This window comes from Halomonas sp. EF61 (genome assembly GCF_040147045.1).
GTDB classification, from domain to species: domain Bacteria; phylum Pseudomonadota; class Gammaproteobacteria; order Pseudomonadales; family Halomonadaceae; genus Halomonas; species Halomonas litopenaei.
Genome location: NZ_JAMSHM010000003.1, coordinates 425,731 through 450,935 on the forward strand (window position 1 = coordinate 425,731; position 25,205 = coordinate 450,935).

At 65.8% G+C, this 25,205-nt stretch carries 24 protein-coding genes; 10 read left to right on the plus strand and 14 right to left on the minus strand.

Annotated elements, in window-relative coordinates:
• Positions 1–69 precede the first annotated feature (69 nt).
• From NFI08_RS16805 to tmpA, 3 genes are read right to left on the minus strand one after another with little or no spacing between them, the layout of a single operon-like run.
• Positions 70–1,776 carry a 5-guanidino-2-oxopentanoate decarboxylase gene (locus tag NFI08_RS16805; protein WP_349590872.1) on the minus strand — a complete coding sequence of 569 codons (1,707 nt, stop codon included), beginning with the start codon at positions 1,774–1,776 and terminating at the stop codon, positions 70–72.
• The gene (locus tag NFI08_RS16810; RefSeq protein WP_348828127.1) at positions 1,773–2,396 is read right to left on the minus strand and encodes an HD domain-containing protein; all 624 of its coding nucleotides are present in this window, start codon (positions 2,394–2,396) and stop codon (positions 1,773–1,775) included. The genes NFI08_RS16805 and NFI08_RS16810 overlap by 4 nt, the downstream gene beginning before the upstream one ends.
• A gap of 17 nt (positions 2,397–2,413) precedes the next feature.
• Positions 2,414–3,595: a 2-trimethylaminoethylphosphonate dioxygenase gene (tmpA, locus tag NFI08_RS16815; RefSeq protein WP_108450133.1), complete on the minus strand. Its 1,182-nt coding sequence runs from the start codon at positions 3,593–3,595 to the stop codon at positions 2,414–2,416.
• A 304-nt stretch (positions 3,596–3,899) separates the two neighbouring features.
• Between tmpA and NFI08_RS16820 the strand changes: the two genes are divergently transcribed.
• Entirely contained in the window at positions 3,900–4,952 is a 1,053-nt protein-coding gene (locus NFI08_RS16820) for a GlxA family transcriptional regulator (RefSeq protein ID WP_240184324.1), read from the plus strand.
• 20 nt (positions 4,953–4,972) lie between these two features.
• Here NFI08_RS16820 and NFI08_RS16825 read toward each other — a convergent pair whose 3' ends face one another.
• Positions 4,973–6,241 (minus strand): TauD/TfdA family dioxygenase, encoded by a 1,269-nt coding sequence (locus tag NFI08_RS16825; RefSeq protein WP_349590877.1) that lies wholly within the window; start codon positions 6,239–6,241, stop codon positions 4,973–4,975.
• 305 nt (positions 6,242–6,546) lie between these two features.
• Positions 6,547–7,596 (minus strand): GlxA family transcriptional regulator, encoded by a 1,050-nt coding sequence (locus NFI08_RS16830; protein WP_311767538.1) that lies wholly within the window; start codon positions 7,594–7,596, stop codon positions 6,547–6,549.
• 187 nt (positions 7,597–7,783) lie between these two features.
• On the opposite strand from NFI08_RS16830, the gene NFI08_RS16835 reads away from it, so the two are divergent.
• Complete coding sequence (locus tag NFI08_RS16835; RefSeq protein ID WP_045994548.1) at positions 7,784–8,779, plus strand: GlxA family transcriptional regulator; 996 nt, start codon at positions 7,784–7,786, stop codon at positions 8,777–8,779.
• A gap of 12 nt (positions 8,780–8,791) precedes the next feature.
• Here the strand turns inward: NFI08_RS16835 and NFI08_RS16840 are convergent, their stop codons facing one another.
• Entirely contained in the window at positions 8,792–9,466 is a 675-nt protein-coding gene (locus NFI08_RS16840) for a Fe2+-dependent dioxygenase (protein ID WP_124804812.1), read from the minus strand.
• A gap of 218 nt (positions 9,467–9,684) precedes the next feature.
• Between NFI08_RS16840 and NFI08_RS16845 the strand changes: the two genes are divergently transcribed.
• Positions 9,685–11,040 carry a 4-helix bundle domain-containing protein gene (locus NFI08_RS16845; RefSeq protein ID WP_349590883.1) on the plus strand — a complete coding sequence of 452 codons (1,356 nt, stop codon included), beginning with the start codon at positions 9,685–9,687 and terminating at the stop codon, positions 11,038–11,040.
• A 168-nt stretch (positions 11,041–11,208) separates the two neighbouring features.
• On the opposite strand, the gene NFI08_RS16850 is transcribed toward NFI08_RS16845, so the two are convergent.
• The 5 genes from NFI08_RS16850 to NFI08_RS16870 all read right to left on the minus strand — a co-directional run bounded on the left by NFI08_RS16850 (position 11,209) and on the right by NFI08_RS16870 (position 15,912).
• A complete protein-coding gene (locus NFI08_RS16850) occupies positions 11,209–12,600 on the minus strand; it encodes a BCCT family transporter (protein ID WP_045994800.1) in 1,392 nt (463 codons plus the stop codon).
• A gap of 130 nt (positions 12,601–12,730) precedes the next feature.
• Positions 12,731–13,549, minus strand: coding sequence for an alpha/beta hydrolase fold domain-containing protein (locus tag NFI08_RS16855; RefSeq protein WP_108450127.1), 819 nt, complete (start codon positions 13,547–13,549; stop codon positions 12,731–12,733).
• A gap of 40 nt (positions 13,550–13,589) precedes the next feature.
• Positions 13,590–14,042, minus strand: coding sequence for a thioesterase family protein (locus NFI08_RS16860; protein WP_108133353.1), 453 nt, complete (start codon positions 14,040–14,042; stop codon positions 13,590–13,592).
• The gene (locus tag NFI08_RS16865; protein ID WP_349590888.1) at positions 14,042–14,995 is read right to left on the minus strand and encodes an L-carnitine dehydrogenase; all 954 of its coding nucleotides are present in this window, start codon (positions 14,993–14,995) and stop codon (positions 14,042–14,044) included. The genes NFI08_RS16860 and NFI08_RS16865 overlap by 1 nt, the downstream gene beginning before the upstream one ends.
• A complete protein-coding gene (locus NFI08_RS16870) occupies positions 14,992–15,912 on the minus strand; it encodes a beta-keto acid cleavage family enzyme (RefSeq protein WP_108133355.1) in 921 nt (306 codons plus the stop codon). The genes NFI08_RS16865 and NFI08_RS16870 overlap by 4 nt, the downstream gene beginning before the upstream one ends.
• Positions 15,913–16,146: 234 nt before the next feature.
• Here NFI08_RS16870 and NFI08_RS16875 point away from each other — a divergent pair, with 234 nt between their 5' ends.
• On the plus strand, positions 16,147–16,722 hold the full coding sequence (locus NFI08_RS16875; RefSeq protein ID WP_349590891.1) for a carboxymuconolactone decarboxylase family protein: 576 nt from the start codon (positions 16,147–16,149) through the stop codon (positions 16,720–16,722).
• A 380-nt stretch (positions 16,723–17,102) separates the two neighbouring features.
• Here the strand turns inward: NFI08_RS16875 and NFI08_RS16880 are convergent, their stop codons facing one another.
• Entirely contained in the window at positions 17,103–17,405 is a 303-nt protein-coding gene (locus tag NFI08_RS16880) for a hypothetical protein (RefSeq protein WP_045994794.1), read from the minus strand.
• An 84-nt stretch (positions 17,406–17,489) separates the two neighbouring features.
• Positions 17,490–18,410, minus strand: a complete 921-nt coding sequence (argF, locus tag NFI08_RS16885) for an ornithine carbamoyltransferase (RefSeq protein ID WP_045994793.1) — start codon at positions 18,408–18,410, stop codon at positions 17,490–17,492.
• Between the two features lie 237 nt (positions 18,411–18,647).
• On the opposite strand from argF, the gene grxD reads away from it, so the two are divergent.
• A complete protein-coding gene (gene grxD, locus NFI08_RS16890) occupies positions 18,648–18,998 on the plus strand; it encodes a Grx4 family monothiol glutaredoxin (RefSeq protein WP_045994792.1) in 351 nt (116 codons plus the stop codon).
• Between the two features lie 172 nt (positions 18,999–19,170).
• On the opposite strand, the gene rnt is transcribed toward grxD, so the two are convergent.
• Entirely contained in the window at positions 19,171–19,836 is a 666-nt protein-coding gene (gene rnt / locus NFI08_RS16895; protein ID WP_045994791.1) for a ribonuclease T, read from the minus strand.
• Between the two features lie 207 nt (positions 19,837–20,043).
• Between rnt and NFI08_RS16900 the strand changes: the two genes are divergently transcribed.
• The 5 genes from NFI08_RS16900 to NFI08_RS16920 all read left to right on the plus strand — a co-directional run bounded on the left by NFI08_RS16900 (position 20,044) and on the right by NFI08_RS16920 (position 25,167).
• Positions 20,044–21,261 carry an argininosuccinate synthase gene (locus NFI08_RS16900; protein WP_045994790.1) on the plus strand — a complete coding sequence of 406 codons (1,218 nt, stop codon included), beginning with the start codon at positions 20,044–20,046 and terminating at the stop codon, positions 21,259–21,261.
• Between the two features lie 35 nt (positions 21,262–21,296).
• The gene (locus NFI08_RS16905; RefSeq protein WP_045994789.1) at positions 21,297–21,599 is read left to right on the plus strand and encodes an HlyU family transcriptional regulator; all 303 of its coding nucleotides are present in this window, start codon (positions 21,297–21,299) and stop codon (positions 21,597–21,599) included.
• A gap of 194 nt (positions 21,600–21,793) precedes the next feature.
• Positions 21,794–22,468, plus strand: coding sequence for a glutathione S-transferase family protein (locus tag NFI08_RS16910; RefSeq protein ID WP_349590898.1), 675 nt, complete (start codon positions 21,794–21,796; stop codon positions 22,466–22,468).
• A gap of 314 nt (positions 22,469–22,782) precedes the next feature.
• Positions 22,783–23,748, plus strand: coding sequence for a sulfurtransferase (locus tag NFI08_RS16915; RefSeq protein WP_045994787.1), 966 nt, complete (start codon positions 22,783–22,785; stop codon positions 23,746–23,748).
• A gap of 210 nt (positions 23,749–23,958) precedes the next feature.
• Positions 23,959–25,167: a YeeE/YedE family protein gene (locus NFI08_RS16920; RefSeq protein ID WP_349590901.1), complete on the plus strand. Its 1,209-nt coding sequence runs from the start codon at positions 23,959–23,961 to the stop codon at positions 25,165–25,167.
• Positions 25,168–25,205 lie beyond the last annotated feature (38 nt).

Genomic DNA, 25,205 nt, shown 5'->3' on the forward strand with positions numbered 1-25,205 from the left:
TTATTTTATGGATGCATAAGTGATGCATGGTCGGGACGCCGTCGATCCGCTCGGTGCCGGCGTCCTGCCTCAGTGTTCGAGCTGGCGACACCAGGCCAGGGCGTCGATCTCGACGATCAGCGGTGAACCGGCATCATTCAGGCTTGAAAGCGCCGACGCCAGGTCGTCGGCGCTGGCGGCCTGACGATAGCGGCAGTCGAAGGCCTGGGCGAGAGCAGCGAAGTTCGGAGGCGCCAGATCGACACCCACGTGAGCCACACCGTCGGCGCTCATGTAACGGCGTATCTCGTCGTAGCCGTCGTTGTTCCAGATCAGGATCGCCAAGGGCCTTGCCAGGGCGGTGTCGGCGCAGGCCGCATCGCTCGAATCACGGTCGATTGCCCCCTGCTCGGCGCGAGCGCGGTCGGCCTCCAGGGCGATATCCCGGGCGGTGGCTAGCTCTCCCAGCACGAACTGCAGGCCGCCGTCGCCGACCAGCGCCACCACCGGCAGATCCGGTCGTGCCAGCCCCGCGCCCAGGGCCGCAGGCAGGCCGTAGCCCAGGGTGCCGAAGCCGGTGGCGGCGTTGAACCAGCGACGTGGCGCCGGGCGCCTGGCCACCACGTTGCCGGCGTACACCGGGCCGGTGGAGTCGCCGACGATGATCGCCTCGGGCAGCACCTCGTCGAGGGTGGCAAACAGCGGCCGATACCGCGCGAGCTCCGGGTCATCGGCGAGGGCCAGCTCGTGGCGCACGCGCTCGCAGCGCTCGCGACCGACCTCTCGTTGCGGCCGGCCTTCATCTTCGCCGCGTTCCAGTGCGACCAGCAGGGCCTCGGCGGTCAGCCCGATATCGGCCACCAGGGCCAGGTCGGCGATGTGACTGCGCGCCAGCTGCTCGGCGTCCAGATCGACCCGGATCAGGCTGCCCTCGAGCTTGAAACTGTCGTCGAACACCAGGTCGTAGTCGGTTTCGCCGAGTTCGGTGCCAAGGGCCAGGATGACGTCGGCCTGCCGGGCCAGTCGGCGTGTCGCCGGCAGGCTGGCGGTGGCGCCCAGGTCCAGCGGATGGTCGGCACCGAGCAGCCCGCGGGCATTGATGGTGGTCAGGGTGGGGGCGTCCAGGTGTTCGACCAGGGCGGTGACGCTGGTGGCGGCGGCGCAGGCGCCACCTCCCACCAGTACCAGCGGGCGCTGTGCCTCGCCCAGCAGTCGGCTGGCGGCCGCGACGGCCTGGGGCGCTGGCGCCGGGGGAAAGACGCGCATCGCCGCAGGCATCGGTGCCTTGACCGGGGCGGCGAACAGATCGATGGGGATCTCGATATGCACCGGCCCCGGGCGTGCGCCCTGGAACACGGCGAAGGCGCGGGCCAGCACTTCGGGCAGCGCCTCGGGATCGAGCAGGGTATGGCTGAAGCGCGCCACCCCGGCCAGGGTCTGGCCCTGATGGGGCATCTCGTGGAGACGGCCCTGGCCGCGCCCAAGCGTCGACACGGTATTGACGCTGGAAATCACCAGCATCGGCACCGAATCGGCCAGCGCCTGGCCCATGGCGGTGGCGATATTGGTCATGCCCGGGCCCGTGATGATGAAGCAGGCGGCGGGTCGCCCGCTGGCCCGGGCGTAGCCGTCGGCCATGAAACCGGCGCCCTGTTCGTGGCGTGGCGTGACGTGGCGAAGTCGCGAATGCTCAAGGCCCCGGTACAGCTCGACGGTGTGCACGCCGGGAATGCCGAAGACGGTGTCGATTCCCTGGGCCTCGAGCAGCTCGATCAGGCGCTGGGCGCAGGTGGTCATCGGCAGGCCTCCTGGGCATTCGCCTGGGGCTCGGGGCTCGAGTCGCTGTCCTCCACCACGCTCGGCAGGCCGCCGAAGGGTTCGCGGCCCATGACGTTTTCGATCATCGGCAGGAAGGCGTCCAGTGGCAGGGTGTCGTAGTCGGGGTCGAAGCTGGTCTGGTCCCAGTCGTCGCAGAAGCGCACCGTGCGGGCGTAGGCCGGGTGGTCGCGATAGGCCTCACGGGCGTGGCGATCCTGGCCGAAGAAGTGGCGGTAGTGGTAGCCCTGAAACAGCTCGTGGTGACGGATCATCCAGACATTGAGCGGGTCGACGAAAGGCTCGAGGATGGCGGCGGCGATCTCGGCGTGATTGGCCGGGGCCAGGTCGTCGCCGATGTCGTGGAGCAGGGCACAGACCACGGTCTCTTCATCGGCGCCGTCACGCAGCGCGCGGGTGGCGGTCTGCAGACAGTGCTCGTAGCGGTCCACCGGATAGCCGTGGGTGTCGCCCTTGAGTCGCTCCAGGTGGGCGAGCACACGACGGCAGGCGTCGCTCTGGTAGGCACGAAAGTGCCGGTCGATCAGGCGCCACTCGTCGGCGGTGCTCTGGTCAAAGCGCGCGAAGCGGGCCTGGGTCAGTGCGAGATCGCTGGTGCTCATACGCTGGCCCCCTGGGTGGTTCGTGGGAGGTTGTCGGCGGTACCGGCTTCCGAGTCGTGTGCGGGCTTGAGCCGATCCTTCAGCAACAGGCGTCGACTGGCGGTGCTGTCACGGTCCACGTAGCCCTGGCGCAGGTGGCGTACGCCGCCTTCGAGCTGAAAGGCGGTACGCCCGTGCAGCAGGCGGTAGTTGTCCATGATCAGCATCTCGCCAGGGGACAGCTTGAGTTCGAGGGTGAGCTCGGACGAGCGAATCAGTTGGTAGAAGGCCTTGCGGGCGGCGTAGTAGCGGCGCAGCAGGGCGCTGTCCATCAGGTCGATACGCTCGGTGCGGTTGGAGTAGCGTACCCGCGTCACCTCGCCCCGGGCGTCGAGCTCGATCAGCGGACCTTCGCTCTCTAGACGGGTGGTCTCGTCGTGGTAGCGAAAGCGCGGGGTCACTTCAGTCAGGCAGGCGAAGGCGTCGGGATCCTGCAGACGCAGGCGTCGAGCGGCCTCGAAGCCGTCCACCAGGGTGCTGTCGCCACCATCGGCGGCGTTGGTCAGACAGTGCAGCCAGATGTAACCGGGGATCGGATCGCGATAGGGGTTGTCGGTGTGGGGCTCGAGGCCGCGCTGGGTCATGGTCAGATCGTAGGCGTTGGCCACCGACTTGACGTCGGCGATGCCGCCCCAGTTGGTCCGGCGCAGCGGGCCGATACGGTCGATCAACGGCTGCATGCCGTCTTCGCTGACAGGTACGTCCGTGACGCGCACGAAACCGAAGCGATGCAGCTGGTCGAGCAGATCGAGCAGCGCCGGATCGCTTTCCAGTGCTTGCTTGAAGCTGGCCTGCGGGGGTGTGGCGAGCGTCGAGTCCCAGTACACCCGTGAGGCGTTGTCGTCCGAGCGCTGGCAGCGCACGGCATCCACGAGTTCGTCGATCGTGATGCTGCCTCGATGGCCATCGGAGAAGGCCACGACCAGCCGCCCATCCTGGACGTCTGCCTGGGTGAGGATCAGATCCAGCGGTAGTTCGGCGGCCTCGATCAGACGCTGCCCGGTCTGGGGGTCCAGGGTTTCGGCATCGGGCAGGCGTTCGCGCAGCCACAGGGCATCAAGACGGTGATGCCCTTCACCAAGGGTCAGCGCCAGTTGGCGGCCGTCATCGGTCAGTTGCGGGGGCGTCTGCTGGGTCATCGTCGAGGCTCTCTCCGGATTCGATCGGTCTGGCGTTGTAAAAGGCTCACCAGGTCGAGGAAGGGCGGTTCGACACCTGGCGTCGCTGTCTGGGCTACAGGTTACTGTGCTATTTGGGATACAATTTGATCAAATTCGCCATAGCCTTGATAAAATTCGCCCCATGTCGGACGTTGATCACCACTTGCACAGTGACACAGAAAGCCACGCCAACAGCCACGCCAACCGCCGTGCCAACCGCCCGGCAGACAGCGAGGCCCGCTGGCCCGACAGCCATCCCTATCCGCGTCCGGACTCGCCGCCGCTGTTGTCGCCCGACCAGGCCGAACACACCCTGGACGTGTGGCTGGTGCCCAAGTTTTCGATGCTGACGCTGTTCTGCCTGCTCGAGCCGCTTCGGGTGGCCAACCGTTTTGGTCGGGATCTGTTTGCCTGGCGCCTGCTGTCCGCCGATGGCGAGGCGGTGACGGCCAGCAATGGCGTACGCATCGATGTCGATGGACGTCTGTCGGAGGTTACCGAGGCCGACTGGTACCAGGGGCTGGCGTCCAAGGGGCGTCTGATGGTGGTGTCGTCCTATGAGCCGGAAGCCTGTATCGGTGCCGAGGATCTGGCGCTGCTCAAGCGACTGGCGGCCCATGGCGTCTGGCTTGGGGGGGTGGACACCGCACCCTTTATCCTGGCCAGGGCGGGCGTACTGGAGGGCTATCCGGTGGCGCTGCACTGGGAAAGCGTGCCGGCCTTTCGCGAGGAGTTCCCTGAGCTGGAAGTGCGAGCGGACAGCTACGTCTGGGAAGGCGGACGTCTCACCGGCTCCGGCGGCGCCGCCAGCATCGACATGATGCTCGAGTGGATCGTGACCCTTTATGGTCCTTCGCTGGCCGAGGCGGTGGGGCGACAGATCGTGCATTCGCGGCCTGCGGAGGCGAGGGGAGCCGCAACAGCGCAGCAAGCAGCAGGGAGGGCTGGGGCCAGCACCGGCTGGGTAGCGGATCGGGCTTCGCCCAGGGAGCTGCCGCGTGGGGTGCTGCGCGCACTGGCGGTAATGGAGGCCAATCTCGCCCAGGCGCTGCCGATTCCCGACGTCTGTCGTCTGGCGGGCCTGTCCCAGCGCCAGTTGACCCGGCTATTCGTGCAGGAGTTCGGCGAGACGCCCAAGCAGTGCTATCTGAACATGCGGCTGGACCAGGCCCAGCGCATTCTGGCCGACAGTCGCATTGCGGTGACCGAGGCCGCGGTGGCGGTGGGCTTCAGCCACCTGGCGCACTTCTCCAGAGCCTACCGCAAGCGCTTTGGCGAGGCGCCGAGCGTGACCGCCCGGCGTGGGCTGCGGCCACCGGCGTCGGCGGAAGGCTAGCCGGTGGCCTTGCCTCGCCGCTAGGCCTGTCCGGCCTCGCCCAGTTCCCGCTCGCGGCGACGGCGCTGGACGATGCGATAGCGCGAGCGCACCTCATCGCGCTCGAGGTAGCAGCCCTGCAGCCAGCGGTGGCCGGAGTCGCCTTCAAAGGCGTCACGAGCGTGCAACAGGCGGCGATTGTCGAAGATCACCAGGTCGCCGGGGGCGTAGGTGAAGCGCAGGGCGAAGCGGGGCTCGCGCAGGCGCTGCTGGAGCGCCATCAGTGCCCGGTAGGCCTCCTCGACCTGGTCGAAATCGGTCATCAGCGGGCCGCGCAGAAAGTCGGCGATGCGCACCTCGAGCAGTTGCTGCTGTTCATCGAGCACGATCATCGGCGAGTGCCAGACGTAGTCGGTGGTCTTGGCGGTATTGGCGTAGCGCCAGTGGACGCGAGTCAGGGTAGCGAAGGCCTCGGGGTCTTCCTCGCGCAGTGCCTCGGCCACCGCGAAACCATCGAGCATTACCGCCTGGCCGCCGGCCACGCTGTTCTCGAGACAGTGCAGGAACTGGAGACCGGGATGGTACTCGCGGGTCGGCAGGTCCACGTGGGGCGGAAGGGCAATCGAGGTGTAGGCGTTGGAGTCCGGGTCCGGCTTGGCGCGAACGTTGAACAGGGTGCCGAAGTTGGTGGCCCGCAACGGCCCGAAGCGCTCGGCGATGTTCTCCAGGGTGCCGGGCTCGGTGGGCAGGCCGCGCAGCCGCACGAGGCCATGGCGCAGCAGCGCGTCAAGCGCCGGCGCCAGGATCGTCTCTTCTTCGGGGCTGTCGGTCTGCGTCGCGGTCCAGCCGCCGGCGTCCAGGGTGACCGGTTCCTTGTCCTGGCCGCCGAGCCAGGTCTCGACCGGTACCAGCGGCGCCAGCGGATCCTCGGTGTTGTCGTAGTCGTGGGCTCTCAACCAGCCGGGGTGAAAGCGCAGGCTGCGCTGTTCCGGCGTCATCAGCAGTTCGACGGCGCCGCTGGCGTCCAGCGTCGCTTGGGCAATTTCCGGCCAGGCGTCCAGGCTCGACAGATCGAGGATGCGCTCCCTTGTCGCCGGATTGATGGTGCTGTCGTCGGCGGCGTTTTCGCGCAGCCAGACGCTGTGATAGCGGCTGACACGGCCGTCCTGCCAGTTCACGGTCAGCACCCTTGGCGTCGAGGCTACGCTTGCGATGGGCACCTCGATGGGCCAGGCGTCATAGTCCGGGGTGCGCGGTAGATCGACCGACGCGGACTGCTGGTGTTCGCTGGTGTGCTGTGGCTGGTTCATCGGGACTCCGTCGAAGCTGGGACGGGCGCGTGGTGCGTCATGGATGACAGCGCCCGTGCTGTGCGTCATGGATGGCAGCGCCGGCTGGCGCTCAAGTGGGGACCAGCTTGCCTGTCAGGCAGCACCGAAGTCGTGCATAAATCGACAGGTATCGTGCAGAAGCCGACATTCAGGGCACGCCAGGTATGCCAACTGGCCAGGGCGAACAGGGCGACAGATGGTGGCCCGTGTCAAAGGAGGCGTCGTCTTGGCTCCCGGGGGGCTGGCGCCGTGGCGTGTAGTAGACAGAAGTTGGTGGGCCAGTGTTAAAGGAGGCGTCGTCTTAGCTCCCGGGGGCTGGCGCCGTGGTGCTGGCGAAAGGCGCGGGTGAAGCTCGAGGCGGAGGCGAAGCCGCTGGCCAGGGCGATGTCCATGACGCCGTGACGAGTGCTGGTCACCAGATGGTGGGCCAGCGCCAGGCGGCGCTCCAGATACAGCCGGCTCGGGGTACGGGCCAGGTGGTGCTGACAGTCGCGCTCGAGCTGACGCTCCGACAGGCCGATCTGGGCGGCCAGTTCGGCGATGGCCAAGGGGGACTCCAGGTGGCTGTCCATCAGGCCGATGACCCTGGTCAGGCGTTCGGGCAGCCGCTCGAATTCGCTGGCGTCACGCTGGCGACTGGCCGGCAGGCGACGATGGTCGTGCACCAGTTGCTGCTTGACCCGCCGGGTCAGGGCATCGCCGTGGCGGCGGCGGATGGTATCCAGCGCAAGGTCAATGGAGGCGCTGGCGCCGGCGCCGTAGAAGCCGACCGGGCCGACCTCGTAGAGCGACTCCACCGCTTCGATGTCGGGATGGCGACGGCGAAACTCGGGCAGGCTTTCCCAGTGCAGGGTCACGGTGTCCTCGATCAGCCCGGCGTCGGCCAGGCAGAAGACACCGGTGTCCAGCGCCCCCAGACAGGCGCCCTGAACCCGGCGCAGCGTCAGCCAGTCTTTGAGCGGCTGGTCCACTGCGGCCATCGGCTCGAAGCTTGCGCACACCGCCAGACTAGGGAGCCAGGGGGCATTGTCCAGGTCATGCTCGACGCTCAGGGGAATGCCGTTGCTGGCGGTGACCGGCTCGCCGTCGCGGCTGATCAGGTGCCAGCGAAACAGCGGCTGTCCGGCCAGACGATTGGCGATTCGCAAGGGGTCGATGGCCGAGAACAGCGCCACCATGGAGAAACGCGGCAGCAGCAGAAAGCCGATGGGTTCCGGGACAGGGCCCTGGTAGGTCAGACGCATGGTGGCCTCATGGATGGCGGGGGCGGGACGGCGCTGGCCGCGCCAGGATCGGTGGTTCGGGTATCGGCGCACCAGCGGCAGCGGATTCACGATCGGCTCGGTCCGCACCGCGCTGCAAGGGTGCCACCCTCGTACGCTGCTCTCAACTCAGGGCGCAGGCGAGACACGGCCAGCCAGGAGGCGCGGCCCCACTCTACTCAGCCTTTGGACGTTATCGTCGATGCCCTCATGCTATGCTGCGCCGCAGTCACGGGCGTCGGTAAGGAGGCGGACAGCGATGGTAGAGCTCAGTGGTCAACGCCTGGAGGCGAGCGCCGGTGAAATCGAGCAGGCCGAACAGCGGCTGGGTTTTCTGCTGCTGCCGCAGTTCTCGATGATGGCGTTTTTCTCGGCGGTGGAGCCGCTGCGCATCGCTAACCGTATCGCCGGTCGCGCTCTTTATGACTGGACGCTGATCGGGCTGGGCGGAGGGCCGGTGACCGCAAGCAACGGCATGACCCTGCTGGTGGACCACCCCATGGAAGACGTCCGCAATCTGCCGTGGCTGGCGGTATGCAGCGGCTTCGATCCGGAATTGTGGATCGGCCACGGGCTCAGCGCCTGGCTCAACCGGCTCGACCAGGGGGGCTGCTGCATCGGCGCGCTGGACACCGGCGCGGTGGTGCTGGCGGAGGCCGGCTTGCTCAGGGGGCATACGGTGACCCTGCACTGGGAGACGCTGCCCACCTTCAACGAACGCTATCCCTCGATTCGCACCTGCGACGAGCTGTTCCTGCTGGAGGAGCGGCGCTTCTTCTGTGCCGGCGGCGCGGCGGCCATGGACATGACCCTGGAGATGATCGCCCGTCGCCACGGTATGGCGCTGGCGGTGGACGTGTCCGAACAATTGATTCACGACCGCCTGCGCTCGCGCACCGACCAGCAGCGAATGAGCCTGGTCAGGCGTCTTGGCACCCACCAGCCGCGGCTGGTCGATGCGGTAGCGCTGATGGAGTCGCACCTGGAAACGCCCCTGCCGTTGGCCGAGATCGCACGCCGCAGCCGCGTGTCGAGTCGCCAGCTACAGCGCTTGTTTGCCGATGTGCTGGGCACCTCTCCCAGTGCCTACTACCTGTCGCTGCGCCTCAAACGTGCCGCCCAATTGCTCAAGGATACCGACCTCGATGTGCTGGCGATCGGGCTCAGCTGTGGATTTGGCTCGGCGTCGAGTTTTAGTCGCGCCTTCCGCAGGGCGTTCGGAACGGCGCCGCAGGCCTTTCGACACCACGGCTGACCGGGCCTCAGGTCAGATCTCGGCCCACATCCGCAGCAGATTGGCCAGGCTCTTGGAGATGCTGTCGAACTCGGCGGTCTTGCCGTCGCGCTCGAAGATCTGGCGGCGAGTGGTGTCGAGGTCGAACAGCACTTCACGCTGTTCAGGCTGGCGTACCTGGCTCTGCAGCCAGCCCACCGCGGCCAGTCGCTGCCCCTGGGTGACCGGGTCGACGCGATGCAGCGTCGAGGACGGGTACAGGATCATCGAACCCGCCGGCAGCTTGAAGCGCTGTTCGCCCTGGGTGGTCTCGGTGACCAGCTCTCCGCCCTCGTAGCTGTCCGGATCCCCAAGGAAGATGGTGAAGGACAGGTCGGTGCGCATCGGCCCCTGGGGGGTGGGCATCACCGCGTCGTCGACGTGATTGCCGTAGGTCATGCCTTGCTGGTAGCGACTGAACATGACCGGCTTCATTCGGCGCGGGCGCGCGGCGATCTGGAACAGGGTGTGTGCGGACAGGGTCTGCATGACCTCGTCACGCAGGGCGGCGATGGCGGGCTCCTGGCTGCTCGCCTGCTGGTTGCGCTTGACCGTGCGCGCATGCCAGCCGGCGGTCTCCCGTCCGTCACGAAAGTCGCTGGCGTCCAGTGTCTGGCGAATACGCTGGAGCTGGTCGTCGGTCAGCACCTTGTCGATACACAGAATCATCGGAGGCTCCCGCAAATGGCCGTCAGTATACCCGACTGTTAATCGTTTGCATTACACTTCGTGACACGCCAGTCTAGTGGGCAGGCACCTGATGGTTTGACTGGCGCAGACATTGCCAGATCGGACATGGGGTTGCGGCAAGTGGACCCTGGTTCCATCGAGCGCGAGCCCTGAACAAGAAATTGGCCCCAAGTAGACGTAGAAGGAAGGAGCACCCCATGACGCAAGAGACTCGTACCAAGCTGTGGATTGGCGTTGGCGCCAGCATACTGCTCGGATCCAGCGCCGCCTGGGCCGACCATCACGGCGATGGCGACGATATGCATAAGGACGACGCTGCCTACGAACAGAGCCACGGCGGTGAAGGTGGCGAAGGTGGCGAAGCCGGCCACGGTGGTGAAGGTGGCGAGAAGGGCCACGGTGGTGAAGGCGGCGAGCATGGCCACGGTGGTGAAGGCGGCGAAGGCGGTGAAGGTGGCGAAGCCGGCCACGGTGGTGAAGGCGGTGAAGGTGGCGAGCACGGCCACGGCGGTGAAGGTGGCGAAGGTGGCGAGAAGGGCCACGGCGGTGAAGGTGGCGAAGGTGGCGAGAACGGCCACGGCGGCGAAGGCGGCGAGCACGGCCACGGTGGTGAAGGTGGCGAAGGTGGTGAATCTGGCCACGGTGGTGAAGGTGGCGAAGGTGGTGAATCTGGCCACGGTGGTGAAGGTGGCGAGCACGGCCACGGCGGCGAAGGCGGCGAAGGCGGTGAAAGTGCCTCCCTCGCCAGCGATCCCTATGCGGTCTTTGCCTATCTGACGGCGTCTTCCGGTGGTGAAGGTGGCGAAGGCGGCGAAGGTGGTGAAGGCGGCGAAGGCGGTGAAGGCGGCGAAGGTGGTGAAGGCGGCGAAGGCGGTGAAGGCGGTGAAGGTGGCGAAGGCGGCGAAGGTGGCCACGTCGACGCGGCCAACCCTGGCGTCTACACCACTGAGCTCGCGCTGATGCTCGGCCACCTTGAGGTCGCCAAGGAGCTCTACACCGAGGGGGCCAAGACCGCGTCCTACCCCCACTTTGGTCATCCCTACCACGAGGTGTACCCCGGCATCGCGCCGGCGCTGGAAAGCCGTGGCATTGACGCTTTCGATACTGAGCTGGAAGCCTTCTCCGGCAAGGTGCAGCAGGGCGGTGACTGGAGCGAGGTCGAACAGGATTACGCATCGCTTCGCGAGACCATCCTCTCGGCCATGGCCGACGTCGACGATGGCCTCGAGCAGGATGCGGGCTTTCAGGCCAAGGTCCAGCTGGCGCTGTTGAAGACCGCGCTGCACGAGTACGAAGAAGCCGTGGATGACGGCGAGTTCAAGAACGTGGTCGAGTATCAGGACGGGCGTGGCTTTGTGCTGACCGCCCGGGAGTCGCTGGAGCGCCACGCCGACATGTTCCGTCAGGCGGGTGCCTACGATGCCCTGGTCGAGGGCTACGACGGGCTGCTCGAGGCCTGGCCGACGGCCAAGGCGCCGGAGTCTCCGGTGATGACGGTAGGCGAGCTGTCGGCGGCGATGTTCCCGCTGGAGGCCGAATTGGGCAAGTTCTGATGGAACTGCCCTTGAGCTAGCATCCCAGAGCTAGCGTGAAGGGGCCGGCGTCTGCCGACGCTGGCCCCTGGACGTAAGTCCGCCAACCACACCTGGTCATGACGCAGACAGGGCCTGTTTACAGGCCCTGTCTGCGTTGGTCGTTGGGGTGGCACTCGACAATGCGGCTCAGGAGTCCTGGCCCTGCCTGTCGCTCAGATCATCGTGTCTGCCTCGGATGCGCACCAGGAAGGCGGCGACCAGGGCGAAGATTCCGAAGGCGACAGGCACGGCGGCGACCGAGATCAGGGTCAGAATGACCTTGAAGATGTCGCCTTCCAGCCAGTTGATCACCACCGCCAGGGCGGCCATGGCAACGATCCAGAAGGCTCGTGAGCGGCGCACCGTCAGCATCTCGCAGACCAGTCCCGCCGAGTCGGCGCTGGTGACGAAGAACAGCAGGATGTTGAGCGCCAGGACGGCCGACAGCACGCCATGGCTGTCGAGGGTCGCCATCAGGGCGAAGACGTCCTCGGAGCCGGTCTCGAGTCCGCCGAGGCCGAAGGTGGTAAACCACAGGCAGGAGAACAGACTCGGCACCAGCATCACCCCCAGTACCAGCTGGCGCAGGGTGCGGCCCTTCGAGATACGCGCGATGAATACGCCGGTGAACACAAACCAGCCGTACCAGGCGGCCTCGAAGGCGTACAGCCAGTCCGCCAGCCAGGCCTTGTGCTCGGGATCGCCGAGGCCGATATCGGTCGCCATCGCCGGGTACTTCACCAGGTATTCCGGCAACAGTCGGGTGAAGGTGCCGAGGATGTCCAGCGGTGAGGTCAGTACGAAGACGCTGACCATCAGAAACAGGGCGAACAGCGTGTTGTAGTTGCTCAGCCACTTGATGCCACGCTGGAGACCCGAGGCGCTGGAGGCGATCGCGAACAGCGACAGCACCAGGATGATCAGGGTGGGGCTGGCGTCGATGCCGAAAAACTGCTCGAGGCTCTGTTTGAGCGGATCGGTGGCGTAGGAGAAGGTCAGCGACAGGCCGATGACGGTAGACACCACCAGGCTGACCAGGTTGAGCTTGCTGAGAAAGCCGCCACCAAGCAGCGTCTCGGCGGGCTTGTCGATGTTCAGGTTGTACATGGCGTGAGCGAAGATCACGCCGATCGCCAGATAGCCGGCCCAGGCCAGCAGGCCCCAGTGGTTGAAGGCGTACAGCAGGGCCTGGTCGGTGCTGTGGCCGGCATCGACGTGGTAGCGCGGTTCCAGCACGCCCCAGGTCACCAGGCCGATGCCCATGCCGGTGGCGAACAGCATGCCGAGCCAGGCCAGGGTGGAAAACTCGGGATCTCCCTGGCCGAACCTGAGCCGCCCCAGGGGAGTGAACATCAGCACGGTAAAGACGATGGAGGCGGCGAAGGCCGGGTAGGTGAAGATGAAACCGAAGTTGCCGATGACGTTGACCTTGATGGCGTCAAGCAGCGTCTGGAAGGGGCCTGGGGCGAGGGCGGCAAAGGAGATCAGGGCGATGACGGTGGCCACGGTGGCGACCGAAGTGGTGATGTTCTGGTTCATTGGCGTCTCGTTGTCGTTTTGGAGGGGCGGGCGGTCGGCGGTGTCCTCGGTTGGGCAGGGTAAAGGCGACGAAAATGTGCTGGATAGTCGATTCAAGCACTTGAAAAACAAGGCGTTTAGAGAAAAGACTCTAGTCAAGATGTGCGGCAAGCGCACGGCAGAATGCTCGCCAGGCAGCCTCCATGGCAGGCAGTGACGAGCGCGCGTGCAGGGCGCCGTGCAACATGCCCTCGGCCATATGCACACCGACCTGGTGGTGGCAGCGGCGCCATTCATCCAGTGTTGCCAGTAGAGGGGGCGTCAGCGGGTCATGCTCCACGGCCAGGCACTCGATGGCCCGGCTGGCGGGCAGGTCGTCGCCGATCCGGCGAGCCTGTTCGGCGATCATTGACCAGGCTGCCAACACGTCCTGACGGCTGAGCAGCGGCGCGTCCGGCCCGAGGCTTGTGTCGCTTGGCGTGCCGAGCAGCGGGTAGACCAGGCCCAGGGGGCTGTCATCGGCAGCACGCCTGGCGGCGTCCAGCACCAGCCGGGCACCGGCGCTGTCGCCGATCAGGGCAACCGGCGCAAGCCGCTGACGGACCACCTCGACGTCGTCGAGCAGCGCGAGATAGCTCGCCTCGGGCATCAGCCGGTAGTTCAGGCTGACCACCTCTCGCCCGAGGGCCTGGGCAAGACCGGCGGCGACACCCTGGTGGCTCTCTACCGAACCGATGGTGAAGCCGCCACCGTGGGCGTAGAGCACGACGCCGTCGGCGCCGAGGTGCGGCCGATAGCGGCGCACGCCGACGCCGTCGATGACCTCGTCGGTAACTGCGATCGTGGCCGGTACGGGGCCGGCGAAGCTGGCGCAGAGCTCGTCGTAGTGGCGCCTCGCCTGGTTCATCGGCATCGTCGCCATGGCGTCGAGCCCGGCCTGGAAACGTTCGGCGAAGTCATCGATGGTCATGGTCTGGTGTTCCCTGGCCGAATCTGCGCTGATGGCGCCGTCAGCGTCGGACGATGCCGATACGCCGCCCGAGTCCCTCGGGAGCGGGCGATGAGATGACCGGCAGCGCAGCGATGGCGGTGTCCACCGCCTCGGGGAAAGGTCCCGGGCGCCCGCTGTCGAGGTCGATGCCCATCAACATCTGTTCGCTGGTGGCCAGCAGCTGTTCGCCGCTGTACAGCTCGAACCACAGATGCAGGCGCTTGGCGTCACGATCGACCAGCGCGACCTCGACCTGAAGGGGCTGCCCCTGGTGGGCCTCGCGCAGGTAGCGCAGATGGGTCTCCAGGGTGTAGAGGGTGTAGCCGTGCCGGTGGCGCCCGGCCTCGTCGAGGCCGATGCGCTCCATCAGGGTGTCGACCGCCAGGGAAAACACCCTGGCGTACTCGGCGTCGTTCATATGGCCGTTGTAGTCGACCCAGTCAGGCTTGACGTCGGTGTCGAGCAGCGCCATCAGATGCGCCCCTCGAGGCCTTCCGCCTCCGGCCAGTACTTCTGGACCAGCCCGAGCAGCTCGACCAGAAAGTCGTCACGACGGCGATCCAGCTCGGACACGCTGCGACCCGCGGCCTGGTGCTCGCAGCCCTCGACCACCCGATCGATCAGCTCGTCGGTCAGCTCCGGGGCCTCGAGCTTGGTCCAGGGCAGTTTCAGGGCGGGGCCGAACTGTTCCAGCATGTGGCGCATGCCCTGATCGCCGCCGGCCAGATGGAAGGTCAGGAAGGTGCCCATCAGTGACCAGCGCAGGCCGCAGCCGTAGACCACGGCGGCGTCGATCTCTTCGGTGCTGGCGACACCGTCGTTGACCAGGTGCAGGGACTCCCGCCACAGCGCCTCCATCAGGCGATCGGCGATATGCCCTTCGATCTCGCGACGCACCACCAGCGGGCGCATGTCGAGTGCCTGGTACAGCGCCTGGGCCCGCTCGGTGTGCTCGGCCTGGGTGGCCTCGCCGCCGACCAGCTCGACCAGCGGCAGCAGATACACCGGGTTGAAGGGGTGGGCGACGATGACCCGGCCGGGCGCGTGCTGACAGCCCTGTTGCAGGTCGCTGGGCTTGAAGCCCGAGGTCGAGGAGCCGATCAGCACCTCAGGCGGCGCCGCGGCGTCGATCTGGGCCAGGATGCTGCGCTTGAGCTCGAGGCGCTCGGGCACGTTTTCCTGGATCAGGTCGGCGCCGTCCACCGCGGCTTCCAGCGACGTCGCAAAGCGCAGGTTGTCGGGGCTTGCGCCCTCGGCCAGGCCCCGTTTTTCCAGTGACGGCCAGGCATTGTCGACGAAGGCACGGGTGCGTGCCTCGGCCTTGGGGTCGGGGTCAAAGGCGGCAACACGCCAGCCGTTGGCCAGGGCTCGAGCGATCCAGCCGTTGCCGATGACGCCGGTACCGATGACGGATAGCTGTTTCATGCATCACCTCCAGCGCTGTCGCCGGCGATCTGACCGGTGGACGGGTCGCGCAGCTTGAGGAACTTGCGGGTTTCGGCCGGGGTCATCACGTTGGCGCCAAGGTGGTTGATCATCCGACCGGCCTTCTCGACCAGCTGGGCGTTGGAGGCCAGTACGCCCTTTTCCAGGTAGAGGTTGTCCTCGAGGCCGACGCGGGCGTGGCCGCCGAGCAGTACCGCCTGGGCGGCCATGGGCATCTGGTGGCGACCGATGCCGAAGGCCGCCCAGTTGGCGTTGGTCGGCAGTTTGTTGCGCATGGCCAGCATGGTCTCGGTGTCGGCCTCGGCGCCCCAGGGGATGCCCAGGCACAGCTGGTAGAGCGGGTCACCGTCGATCAGGCCTTCGGCCTGGAGCTGGCGGGCGAACCATACATGGCCCAGGTCGAAGCACTCGAGCTCCGGCTTGACCCCGGCGGCCTGCACCAGGCGGGCGTGTTCACGCAGCCAGTCGGCGGAGTTGACGTAGATCATGTCGCCAAAGTTGAGGCTGCCGCAGTCCAGGGTGCACAGCTCAGGCAGCAGCTCGCCCACCGGCTCATGGCGCTGGGCCGGGGTCTGGATGTCGGTGCCGGGGCCGCCACGGGTCGGATCCTGGCTGTCCGGAATCCAGTCCCCGCCACCGCCGGCGGTGATGTTCATGACGATGTCGGTGTCGGCCTCGCGCACCCGCTCCATCACCTCGCGGAAGTGATCCAGCGAGTGGCTGACGCCACCGGTCTCGGGGTCGCGCACGTGGATGTGGGCGATGCTGGCGCCGGCCTTGGCGGCCTCGATGCAGTCGTTGGCGATCTGCTCGGGGGTGACCGGTACCTTGTCGCTCTTGGCGGTGGTGTCGCCGGCGCCGGTCACGGCGCAGGTCAGAATGACGTTGCGGTTCATGATGCTCTCCTCGTCGTGAATGGCCGCAGTGTGGCGAAGATGATGGCCTGTCACTTGGCACCAAGCGTCGTTTCGTTGACGCCATGCGACATCCTTGGTGTCGCTGCCAGTCTGTGCCAGAACAGGCGTGATGAGGAGGGTAGGGAGAGTGCGGGGAAAGGATTCGGCAACGAGCGCCACCAAGTAGCACGTTCATCGACGTATCCCTTCACCTCTGTATTGGAATAGAGACCCATGACCGACTTTACTCAGCACGATCTGTCCAGCGCCCCCGAAAAAAGCCGCCCCCTGCTCGAGAAGGCGCAGAAGGAGATGGGCATGATTCCGGCCCTGTATAGCGTGATGGCCGAAGCGCCGGGCGTGCTGGAGGCCTACCAGCGACTGCATGAGCTGTTTCTCGCCTCGAGCTTCGATGCCGCCGAGCAGACGGTGGTATGGCAGGCGATCAACGTCGAGCATGATTGCGAGTACTGTGTGGCCGTGCACACGGCGGTGGCCGGCATGATGAAGGTGGACCCCGCCATCACCCAGGCGCTGCGCGACCAGAAGCCGCTGGAAGACGCTCGTCTGGAACTGCTGCGCCAGACCACGCTGGCCATCGTGCGTGATCGCGGACGTCCGGATCCGGCCGTGGTGGAGCACTTCCTCGAGGCGGGTTTCAGCCGGCAGCAGCTGCTGGATATCGTGCTGGGGGTGAGCCAGAAGATTCTGTCGAACTACGTGAACCACCTGGCGGACACGCCCATCGACGACGCCTTCAAGCGCCACGCCTGGACGAAGGGGGCTGCAGGTACCGACGCGGCGGCCTGATCGAGAGGGCCTTTAGGGGGCCTTCACCGGCGACGCAGTGGCGGGCAGCCAAGCGGCAGACTGCTGTTTGCATAGTCCGTAGGTAACAACGACCGCCGCTGGAATAGGTAACAACGACCGCCGCTGGAAAAGGCCAAGGGTAACAACGGATATTGGCAAGAACCGCTACTGGTAAAAACGAATAGTGGCAAGAGCCGATACGCCCAAGAGCCGATAGCAGAAGCACCAAGGGCGCCCGCTGGGCGCCCTTGGCATATCTGGCCGGTGTCAGGAGACCGCCGGGCTATTTATCGCCTTGCTATTTATCGCCTGGCTGTTGATGGCTGGCGACACCCAGACAGCACCGTCGGTCGCTCGCTCGCTTTAGACCTCAGGAGACCTCAGGCGCTGGCGTGAAGGTCGGCGGCGCCGACACCATAGAGATCAAAGGCCAGTTCACGTCCGGTGGTGGTGAGCACCAGCCGCCCCTGGCTATTGTGGGCCACCAGCGCCTGGCGCAATAGGCGGCGCAGACGCGAGGCCTGGGACCGTGAGCGGGTCAGGGAATCGAGCCGCTCGGCGCTGAGTCCGCGACTGGGCTGGGTGATCGCCTCCAGCACCTCGCCATCGCGGTAGAGGTCCTCGATGAAGGCGGTGAGGTCGATGCGCTGGGCGGTGTCGTTGTGATCAGCGGTGAGGGCCATGGTCCCATCCCGAATAAGAAGATGGGACCAGTATACGACAATCGTCGAATTAGACCAAAGTCTATAAGTACGTCGACCAGGATCTCAGCCGTTGACCTGACCCAGCATCAAGAACTCCAGCAGCGCCTTCTGGGCGTGCAGGCGGTTGCCGGCTTCCTGCCAGACGACCGCGCGGGGATCGTCGAGCAGGGTCTCGCTGATCTCCTCACCGCGGTGGGCCGGCAGGCAATGCAGGAACAGCACGTCCTTGGCGGCGGCGTCGAGCATCGCTTCGGTGACCTGGAAGCCGGCAAAGTCCGCCTCGCGACGAGCCTGCTCTTCCTCCTGGCCCATGGAGGCCCAGACGTCGGTGGTGACGAGGTCGGCGCCGGCCACGGCGGTCATCGGGTCGCGCTCGATCACCACCCGATCACCGGCGGCGGCCAGGATATCCTCGCGGGGGTCGTAGCCCTCGGGGCAGCAGATACGCAGCTTGAAGTCGAACTGGCGCGCGGCGTTGATCCAGGAGTGGCACATGTTGTTGCCGTCGCCGATCCACACCGCGGTGCGGCCCTTGACGCTGCCGCGCAGCTCGGTCCAGGTCATGACATCGGCCAGCAGCTGGCACGGATGGTAGTCGTCGGTCAGGGCGTTGATCACCGGCACGTCACTGGCGGCGGCGAATTCCTCGAGACCCTGGTGGGAAAAGGTGCGGATCATCACCGCATCGACCATCTCCGAGAGTACCCGTGCGGTGTCACCGATGGGCTCGCCGCGCCCAAGCTGGGTGTCGCGCGGTGACAGAAACAGGGCGTGCCCGCCAAACTGCGCCATGGCGGTCTCGAAGGACACCCGGGTACGGGTCGAGGATTTCTCGAAGATCATCGCCAGGGTGCGGTTGGTGAACGGTGTGTAGGTCGGGCCGTGGGCCTTGAGGCCGTTCTTGATGGTGATGGCGCGCTGGATGAGGTAGCGCAGTTCATCCTGGCTCAGGTCCAGTAGGGTCAGGAAGTGGCGGGTGGCCATGGCATCTCTCCAACGAGGTAAAAAACGACCATCCTAGCCAGCCCCGAGGGGATGCGCAACGCGCCGCCGGGCCGTACAATGCGGCCATGCAAAGGCCGAGTGTGGCCATCGGGTATTGCCTCCTGCGAGGTAGTCCGCCGGGGCTGCATTGAAAATGGGGCGGGATGCCCCCATTGTCCCGGTCTGCGTCACTTAGCAAGGGCGAGCAAGCCAAGCCCGTTTCAACGAGGAGCCGTGATGAGTACCACCGTCGAGAATATTCAGCGCCAGATCAGCGAAAATCCTATCCTGATCTACATGAAGGGGTCTCCGCAGCTGCCGCAGTGCGGCTTCTCCGCCCAGACCGTGCAGGCGCTGATGGCCTGTGGCGAGCGCTTTGCCTTCGTCAATGTGCTGGACAACCCCGACATCCGCGCGGAGCTGCCCAAGGTGGCCAACTGGCCGACCTTCCCGCAGCTGTGGGTGGAAGGCGAGCTGGTCGGCGGCTGCGACATCGTCGTCGAGATGCACAACAACGGCGAACTCGAGCCGCTGGTCAAGCAGGCCGCCGAGCGTGCCCGCCAGAACGAGGAAGGCGCTGCCGACTAAAGAGCGCTGTTGGTGGCCGTGCGCCCGCCAGGCCAACGCCTCTCCATAAATCGTTGTCCGGCGGGACCACGTCGACCGGCTGCCGCGAAAGCTTCGCACCTACGATAAAGGCCCCGATGGTCATCGACCATCGGGGCCTTTATCGTCTTGAGACTTTAGCGACCGAAGGGGATCAATCCTCTTCCATGCCCTGTTCCTGCTGGGCCAGCCGCCATCCTCCCAGGTCCTTGTAGCGATTGACCATGGCGCAGAACAGCTCGGCGGTGCGCTCGGTGTCGTAGCGGGCCGAGTGCGCGGCGTTGTTGTCGAACTCGATGCCGGCGGCGCGACAGGCTCGGGCGAGCACGGTCTGGCCGTAGACCAGGCCGGCAAGCGAGGCGGTGTCGAAGCTCGAGAAGGGGTGGAAGGGATTGCGCTTGATCTCGCAGCGATTGACCGCGGCGTTGAGAAAGCCGTGGTCGAAGGCGGCGTTATGGCCCACCAGGATGGCTCTGGTACAGCCGTGGGCCTTGATCGCCTTGCGCACCGGACGAAATATCTCGCCAAGCGCCTCGGACTCGCTGACCGCCACCTGCTTGCGCAGCGGGTCATCGAGGCGGATGCCGGTGAAATCCAGCGCTGCCTGCTCCACATTGGCACCGGCAAAGGGTTCGATGTGGTAGGCGAAGGTGGCGTCGGGCAACAGGTTGCCTTCCGGGTCCATGGTCAGGGTGACGGCGGCGATCTCCAGCAGGGCGTCGGATTCCGGGTTGAAGCCGCCGGTCTCGATATCCACCACCACCGGCAGAAAACTGCGAAAACGTTGCGCCATGAGTTCGCGGGCGATCAGCTCGCTCATGCACCTCTCCTTAGTCGGGCCGTGTGGGGTCAGGGGGCCTGCTGTTGGCAGGCCGAAACGGCGAAAGTCTAGCAGTTTGGGGCAGCGGCGTCCCGTGGCCGGTATTCGGCACCCCAGATGCACGCTATAATCGGCGCTCTTCGGGCGTTATTCGCGCCGCGAATGCGTTGGTCACACCATGGTTGGTTACAAGAAGGAGCCCCTAGCATGTCCGATGTAAAGAAGGTCGTGCTCGCCTATTCCGGCGGACTGGACACATCCGTCATCGTCAAGTGGTTGCAGGAAACGTACGACTGCGAGGTGGTGACCTTCACCGCTGACATCGGTCAGGGCGAGGAAGTCGAGCCTGCCCGTGCCAAGGCCGAGGCCCTGGGCGTCAAGGAAATCTACATCGAGGACCTGCGCGAAGAATTCGTGCGCGACTACGTGTATCCGATGTTCCGCGCCAACACCATCTACGAGGGCGAGTACCTGCTGGGCACCTCCATCGCCCGGCCGCTGATCGCCCGCCGCCTGATCGAGATCGCCAACCAGACCGGTGCCGACGCGATTTCTCACGGCGCCACCGGCAAGGGCAACGATCAGGTGCGTTTCGAGCTTGGCGGCTATGCGCTCAAGCCCGGCGTCAAGGTGATCGCCCCGTGGCGCGAGTGGGACCTCAACTCCCGCGAGAAGCTGATGGCCTACTGCCAGCAGCACGATATTCCGGTGGACTTCAGCAAGAAGAAGAAGTCGCCGTACTCCATGGACGCCAACCTGCTGCATATCTCCTACGAGGGCGGCATCCTCGAGGATCCCTGGGCCGAGGCCGAGGAAGACATGTGGCGCTGGAGCGTGTCGCCGGAGGCCGCCCCCGATACCCCGACCTACGTCGAGCTGACCTTCGACAAGGGTGACATCGTGGCCATCGACGGCGAGCCGATGAAGCCCCACGAAGTACTCGAGAAGCTCAACAAGCTGGGTGGCGACAATGGTATCGGCCGTCTCGACATCGTCGAGAACCGCTACGTCGGCATGAAGTCCCGCGGCTGCTACGAGACACCCGGGGGCACCATCATGCTGCGTGCTCACCGCGCCATCGAGTCGCTGACCCTCGACCGCGAAGAGGCCCACCTGAAAGACGAGCTGATGCCGAAGTACGCCGAGGTGATCTACAACGGCTACTGGTGGAGCCCCGAGCGCCGCATGCTGCAGGCGGCCATCGACGAGACCCAGAAGAACGTCTCCGGTGTGGTGCGCATGAAGCTCTACAAGGGCAACGCCATCGTCGCCGGTCGCCGCTCCGACGAGTCGCTGTTCGACGAGTCCATCGCCACCTTCGAGGATGACCAGGGCGCCTACGATCAGAAGGACGCCGAAGGCTTCATCAAGCTCAACGCCCTGCGTCTGCGCATCGCTGCCGGCAAGGGTCGTCGTCAGGACTGAGTGGTAACGTCGCGCGACAGGCCAAAGGAGTTCCCATGCTGAAGCAACTGTTCGGAGCGCTGTTCAAGGGGGACGGAAAGTCGTCGTCCCGGGCCGCGCCCGAGGCCGAAGCGGTCGAGTACCGTGGTTACCTGATCATCTCGCAACCCGAGGAGCAGGGCGGTCAGTTCCGCGTCAGCGGTGTCATCCGCAAGCCCATCGAGGGCGGCGAGACCCTGGAGCATCGGTTCGAGCGTTCTGACCTGGTGCCGGGGCGGGAAGCCTGTGACGCCCTGATGCGGCAGAAGGCCGAACGCTACATCGATGAAGTCGGCGACGAGATGTTCGAACCGCGCTGATTGCTCACCGCGACAACGGCGCCCTCCGGGGCGCCGTTTGTGTCTGTGGGGCGGTTGTTTCAGGCAGGGCGTCGCCGCGCCCGTCAGCCCATCCAACACGCCCCGGCCCATGTCGGGGAGAGCCACACCTCAGGCCATTGCCTGTCTCAGGGAAAGACCCGCCTCAAGGCATGACTCGTTCCAAGGAGAGCCCCATGATCGTCGTGCACCATCTGGAAAATTCGCGTTCACAGCGTATCGTCTGGCTGCTGGAAGAGCTGGGCGTGGACTACGAGATCCGCCAGTACGCCAGAGATCCGAAGACCATGCTGGCACCCGCCGCACTCAAGCAGGTGCACCCGCTGGGCAAGTCCCCGGTAATCACCGATGAAGACGCAGGTAGCCGCGTGGTGGCAGAGAGCGGCGCCATCATCGACTACCTGCTCAGGCGCTTCGATGCCGAGCATCGACTGTGGCCCGAGCCGTCAAGCGCCGACACCACCGACTTCGTGTTCTGGATGCACCACGCCGAGGCCTCGGCTATGCCGCCACTGGTCATGAATCTGGTGTTCAGCCGACTTGGCAAGCCGCCGGTGCCGGCGCTGATGAGGCCCCTGGGCCGGCTCTTTGCCGAGGGCGTGCGCAAGCAGTATCTGGGGCCGGAGATCCGCCGTCTGATGGACTTCTGGGAGCATAGCCTGGAAGGGCGAGAATGGTTCGCGGGCGAGCGCTTCAGTGCCGCCGACATACAGATGAGCTTCCCGCTGCTGGCGCTGGAAGGTCGTGGCCAGCTGGGCGACCACCCGCAGCTTGGCGCCTTTGTCGAGCGCTGTCGCCAACGGCCCGGCTATGCCCGCGCCGTCGAACGGGGAGGCGAACTGTCACTGTAACCTGGTGCGGAAGGCCGCTCGCGCATCATCTGGCAGAAAGGATCCTGTGGGAATGGCCGAAGGACCTTATGGCAAGCACCTTGTGGGAAGGACATTGCATGAGGAGCGTGACAGTAGGAGCGTGCACGAGGGATGTGCTACCAAGCGCCTTGCCTGACAAGGCATTGCGCCTGCTGCGTTGCTCGGCATTCGCTGGAGCGAATATTCATGTCGGCAAGTTATGAGCGTGAAAATTATTATTCATTGCAAGCATATTGAGTTTGCTGCTCCGAGCGGGATAATGGGCGTCAACACCCACCTAGGAGGTCAAGATCATGCTGAGGTCCCTGACATTTGCCGGTGCCTTGCTGGTGGCAGGCTCCGCCCAGGCGCTTGAGGTCGATCCGCTGGTCAGCCCCGCCTGGCTGAGCGAGCATCTGGACAACGACAATCTGGTGGTGCTGGACATTCGCTCCAGCATCGACAATGGCGGCGATCGCTCGAGCTTCGAAGACGCCCATATCCCAGGCAGCCTGTACTCGAGCTATACCGAAGACGGCTGGCGCGAGAGCCGTGACGGCGTCACCGGGGTGATGCCGCCGGTGTCGAGTCTACAGCGGCTGATCGGTGGGCTCGGTATCGACAACGACGATACCGTGGTGCTGGTGCCGGCGGGCACCGGTGCCACCGACTTCGGCAGCGCGGCACGGGTCTACTGGACCTTCAAGGTACTCAGCCATGACCAGGTGGCGATCCTCGACGGTGGCTTTGCGGGCTGGAAGGAACAGGGGCTGGAGGTCGTCAGTGGCCCCGTCGAATATCCCGACCCGGTGCGCTTCGAGGGCGCCCTGGACGAGTCACTGCTGGCCACCACCGAAGAGGTCGAGGCCGCACGGGAGTCCCAGGGGCAGCTGGTCGACGCTCGCCCCGAGGATTACTTCAAGGGGGACAATCAGTCGCCGGCGGCGGCGGCTCCTGGCACCATCCCGGGTGCCTTGAACCTGCCTCACCAGAGCCTGCTGGCCAACGATGGCGGCGCCTGGCGTCTGGACACCGCCCAGGTGACCTCGCGGATACAGGCGGCCGAGCTGGACGCCAGCGCCAAGACCGTGGCCTTCTGCAACACCGGCCACTGGGCCGCCACCGACTGGTTCGTGCTCAGCGAAATCGCCGGCTTCGACAATGTGGCCCTGTATGACGGCTCCATGGCCGAGTGGACCCAGGACGAGTCACGCCCGTTGGCGGTGGCCAAGCAGGGACTGGGCAAGGTGCTCGACGCCCTGGGCCTTGGCGACGACTGATCGCCCTGAGGCTCCGGTTGCCCTGAGGCTCCGGTTGGCGCCTTGTTAAAGCGTCGATTTCGCGCAATTGCTGCGCCTTTGCTACGTTGTCGTTGCCTCGCTTCTGCGTCCGTGCCGGACCTGTTGCTGGATGGCAGGGTTTGACGCTATCGCCACGCCGCCGACCCCGGGTCGCCGGCGTGGCCCTCTCATCACGAGTAGATCACTACCATGACACAGACTTCCGCTGCGGCCCCCGTCCAGGGCCGCCTTCCTGTCGATCGTTTCGTCGTCGGCGTGGCCCTGGCCGGGATGCTGATCCTGGGCGGGCTGGTGTGGCTCGAGACCGCTCCTTTCCTGGTGGCGCTGTTCGGCGTCGGTATCGCGCTGGGGATGGCGCTCTACCATGGGGCCTTTGGCTTTACCGCCGGCTGGCGCAACCTGGTCACCAAGCGTCGCGGCGCCGGCATGCGTGCCCAGTTGATCCTGTTTGCACTGACCTCTGCGCTGATGATTCCGCTGCTCGGCAGCGGTGAGCCCGGCATGGTTGGCGCGGTGGCGCCCATCGGCACCTCGCTGGTGGTGGGCTCCTTCGTGTTCGGCCTGGGCATGCAGTTGGGTGGAGGCTGTGGCTCAGGCACGCTGTTTACCGTCGGCGCCGGCAACCTGCGCATGCTGGTGACACTTGCGTTCTTCATCATCGGTGCGGTGGTCGGTTCGATCCACCTGCCGTGGTGGCTCGACCTGCCGAGCCTGGATCCTGTCAGCCTGATCGACAGTGTCGGTGTCTTCGGCGCCATCGCGGTACAGTGGGCGGGACTGGCGCTGGTGATGCTGTGGGTCAATCGCGTGGAACGCCGCGCCCACGGTTCGCTGGAACGTTCCGAGCTGCGCCTGGCACCTGCCGAAGGCGGGGTGCTGCGCACCCTGGTGCAGGGACGCTGGCCCTTCGTCTGGGCGATCCTGGTGCTGGCGATCGGCAACACCCTGACCCTGGCCATCGGCGGGGCGCCCTGGGGCATCACCTTCGCCTTCAATCTTTGGGGTGCCAAGGCGTTGCAGGCCATCGGCGTGGACATGAGTCAGTTCGAGTTCTGGACCTGGGACTACCCGGCCATGGCGCTGGCCGATTCGGTGCTGGTCAACATCACCTCGGTGATGAACTTCGGTCTGCTGCTGGGTGCCATGCTGGCGGCGGGTCTGGCCAATCGCTTCAATGAAGCCAGCCGCAAGCCCATCGAGGGACGTCAGTTCCTGGCGGCGGTCATCGGCGGCCTGCTGCTGGGCTACGGTGCCCGCCTGGGCTTCGGCTGCAATATCGGCGCGCTGTTTTCGGGACTGGCCTCGGGCAGCCTGCACGCCTGGGTGTGGTTCGCCTGCGCCTTCGTCGGCTCGCTGGTGGGGATTCACCTGCGCCCCTGGTTCCGACTGCCCAACTGATCGACCGACCCACTGATCCATTGTTCAAGGTGATTCCC

Bases quoted from the DNA above. Each gene is read 5' to 3' on its own strand.
- NFI08_RS16805 (WP_349590872.1), bottom strand. From the start codon at position 1,776: ATGACCACCTGCGCCCAGCGCCTGATCGAGCTGCTCGAGGCCCAGGGA.
- tmpA (WP_108450133.1), bottom strand. From the start codon at position 3,595: ATGACCCAGCAGACGCCCCCGCAACTGACCGATGACGGCCGCCAACTG.
- NFI08_RS16825 (WP_349590877.1), bottom strand. From the start codon at position 6,241: ATGAACCAGCCACAGCACACCAGCGAACACCAGCAGTCCGCGTCGGTC.
- NFI08_RS16835 (WP_045994548.1), top strand. From the start codon at position 7,784: ATGGTAGAGCTCAGTGGTCAACGCCTGGAGGCGAGCGCCGGTGAAATC.
- NFI08_RS16840 (WP_124804812.1), bottom strand. From the start codon at position 9,466: ATGATTCTGTGTATCGACAAGGTGCTGACCGACGACCAGCTCCAGCGT.
- NFI08_RS16845 (WP_349590883.1), top strand. From the start codon at position 9,685: ATGACGCAAGAGACTCGTACCAAGCTGTGGATTGGCGTTGGCGCCAGC.
- NFI08_RS16850 (WP_045994800.1), bottom strand. From the start codon at position 12,600: ATGAACCAGAACATCACCACTTCGGTCGCCACCGTGGCCACCGTCATC.
- NFI08_RS16855 (WP_108450127.1), bottom strand. From the start codon at position 13,549: ATGACCATCGATGACTTCGCCGAACGTTTCCAGGCCGGGCTCGACGCC.
- NFI08_RS16860 (WP_108133353.1), bottom strand. From the start codon at position 14,042: ATGGCGCTGCTCGACACCGACGTCAAGCCTGACTGGGTCGACTACAAC.
- NFI08_RS16865 (WP_349590888.1), bottom strand. From the start codon at position 14,995: ATGAAACAGCTATCCGTCATCGGTACCGGCGTCATCGGCAACGGCTGG.
- NFI08_RS16870 (WP_108133355.1), bottom strand. From the start codon at position 15,912: ATGAACCGCAACGTCATTCTGACCTGCGCCGTGACCGGCGCCGGCGAC.
- NFI08_RS16875 (WP_349590891.1), top strand. From the start codon at position 16,147: ATGACCGACTTTACTCAGCACGATCTGTCCAGCGCCCCCGAAAAAAGC.
- NFI08_RS16880 (WP_045994794.1), bottom strand. From the start codon at position 17,405: ATGGCCCTCACCGCTGATCACAACGACACCGCCCAGCGCATCGACCTC.
- argF (WP_045994793.1), bottom strand. From the start codon at position 18,410: ATGGCCACCCGCCACTTCCTGACCCTACTGGACCTGAGCCAGGATGAA.
- grxD (WP_045994792.1), top strand. From the start codon at position 18,648: ATGAGTACCACCGTCGAGAATATTCAGCGCCAGATCAGCGAAAATCCT.
- rnt (WP_045994791.1), bottom strand. From the start codon at position 19,836: ATGAGCGAGCTGATCGCCCGCGAACTCATGGCGCAACGTTTTCGCAGT.
- NFI08_RS16900 (WP_045994790.1), top strand. From the start codon at position 20,044: ATGTCCGATGTAAAGAAGGTCGTGCTCGCCTATTCCGGCGGACTGGAC.
- NFI08_RS16905 (WP_045994789.1), top strand. From the start codon at position 21,297: ATGCTGAAGCAACTGTTCGGAGCGCTGTTCAAGGGGGACGGAAAGTCG.
- NFI08_RS16910 (WP_349590898.1), top strand. From the start codon at position 21,794: ATGATCGTCGTGCACCATCTGGAAAATTCGCGTTCACAGCGTATCGTC.
- NFI08_RS16915 (WP_045994787.1), top strand. From the start codon at position 22,783: ATGCTGAGGTCCCTGACATTTGCCGGTGCCTTGCTGGTGGCAGGCTCC.
- NFI08_RS16920 (WP_349590901.1), top strand. From the start codon at position 23,959: ATGACACAGACTTCCGCTGCGGCCCCCGTCCAGGGCCGCCTTCCTGTC.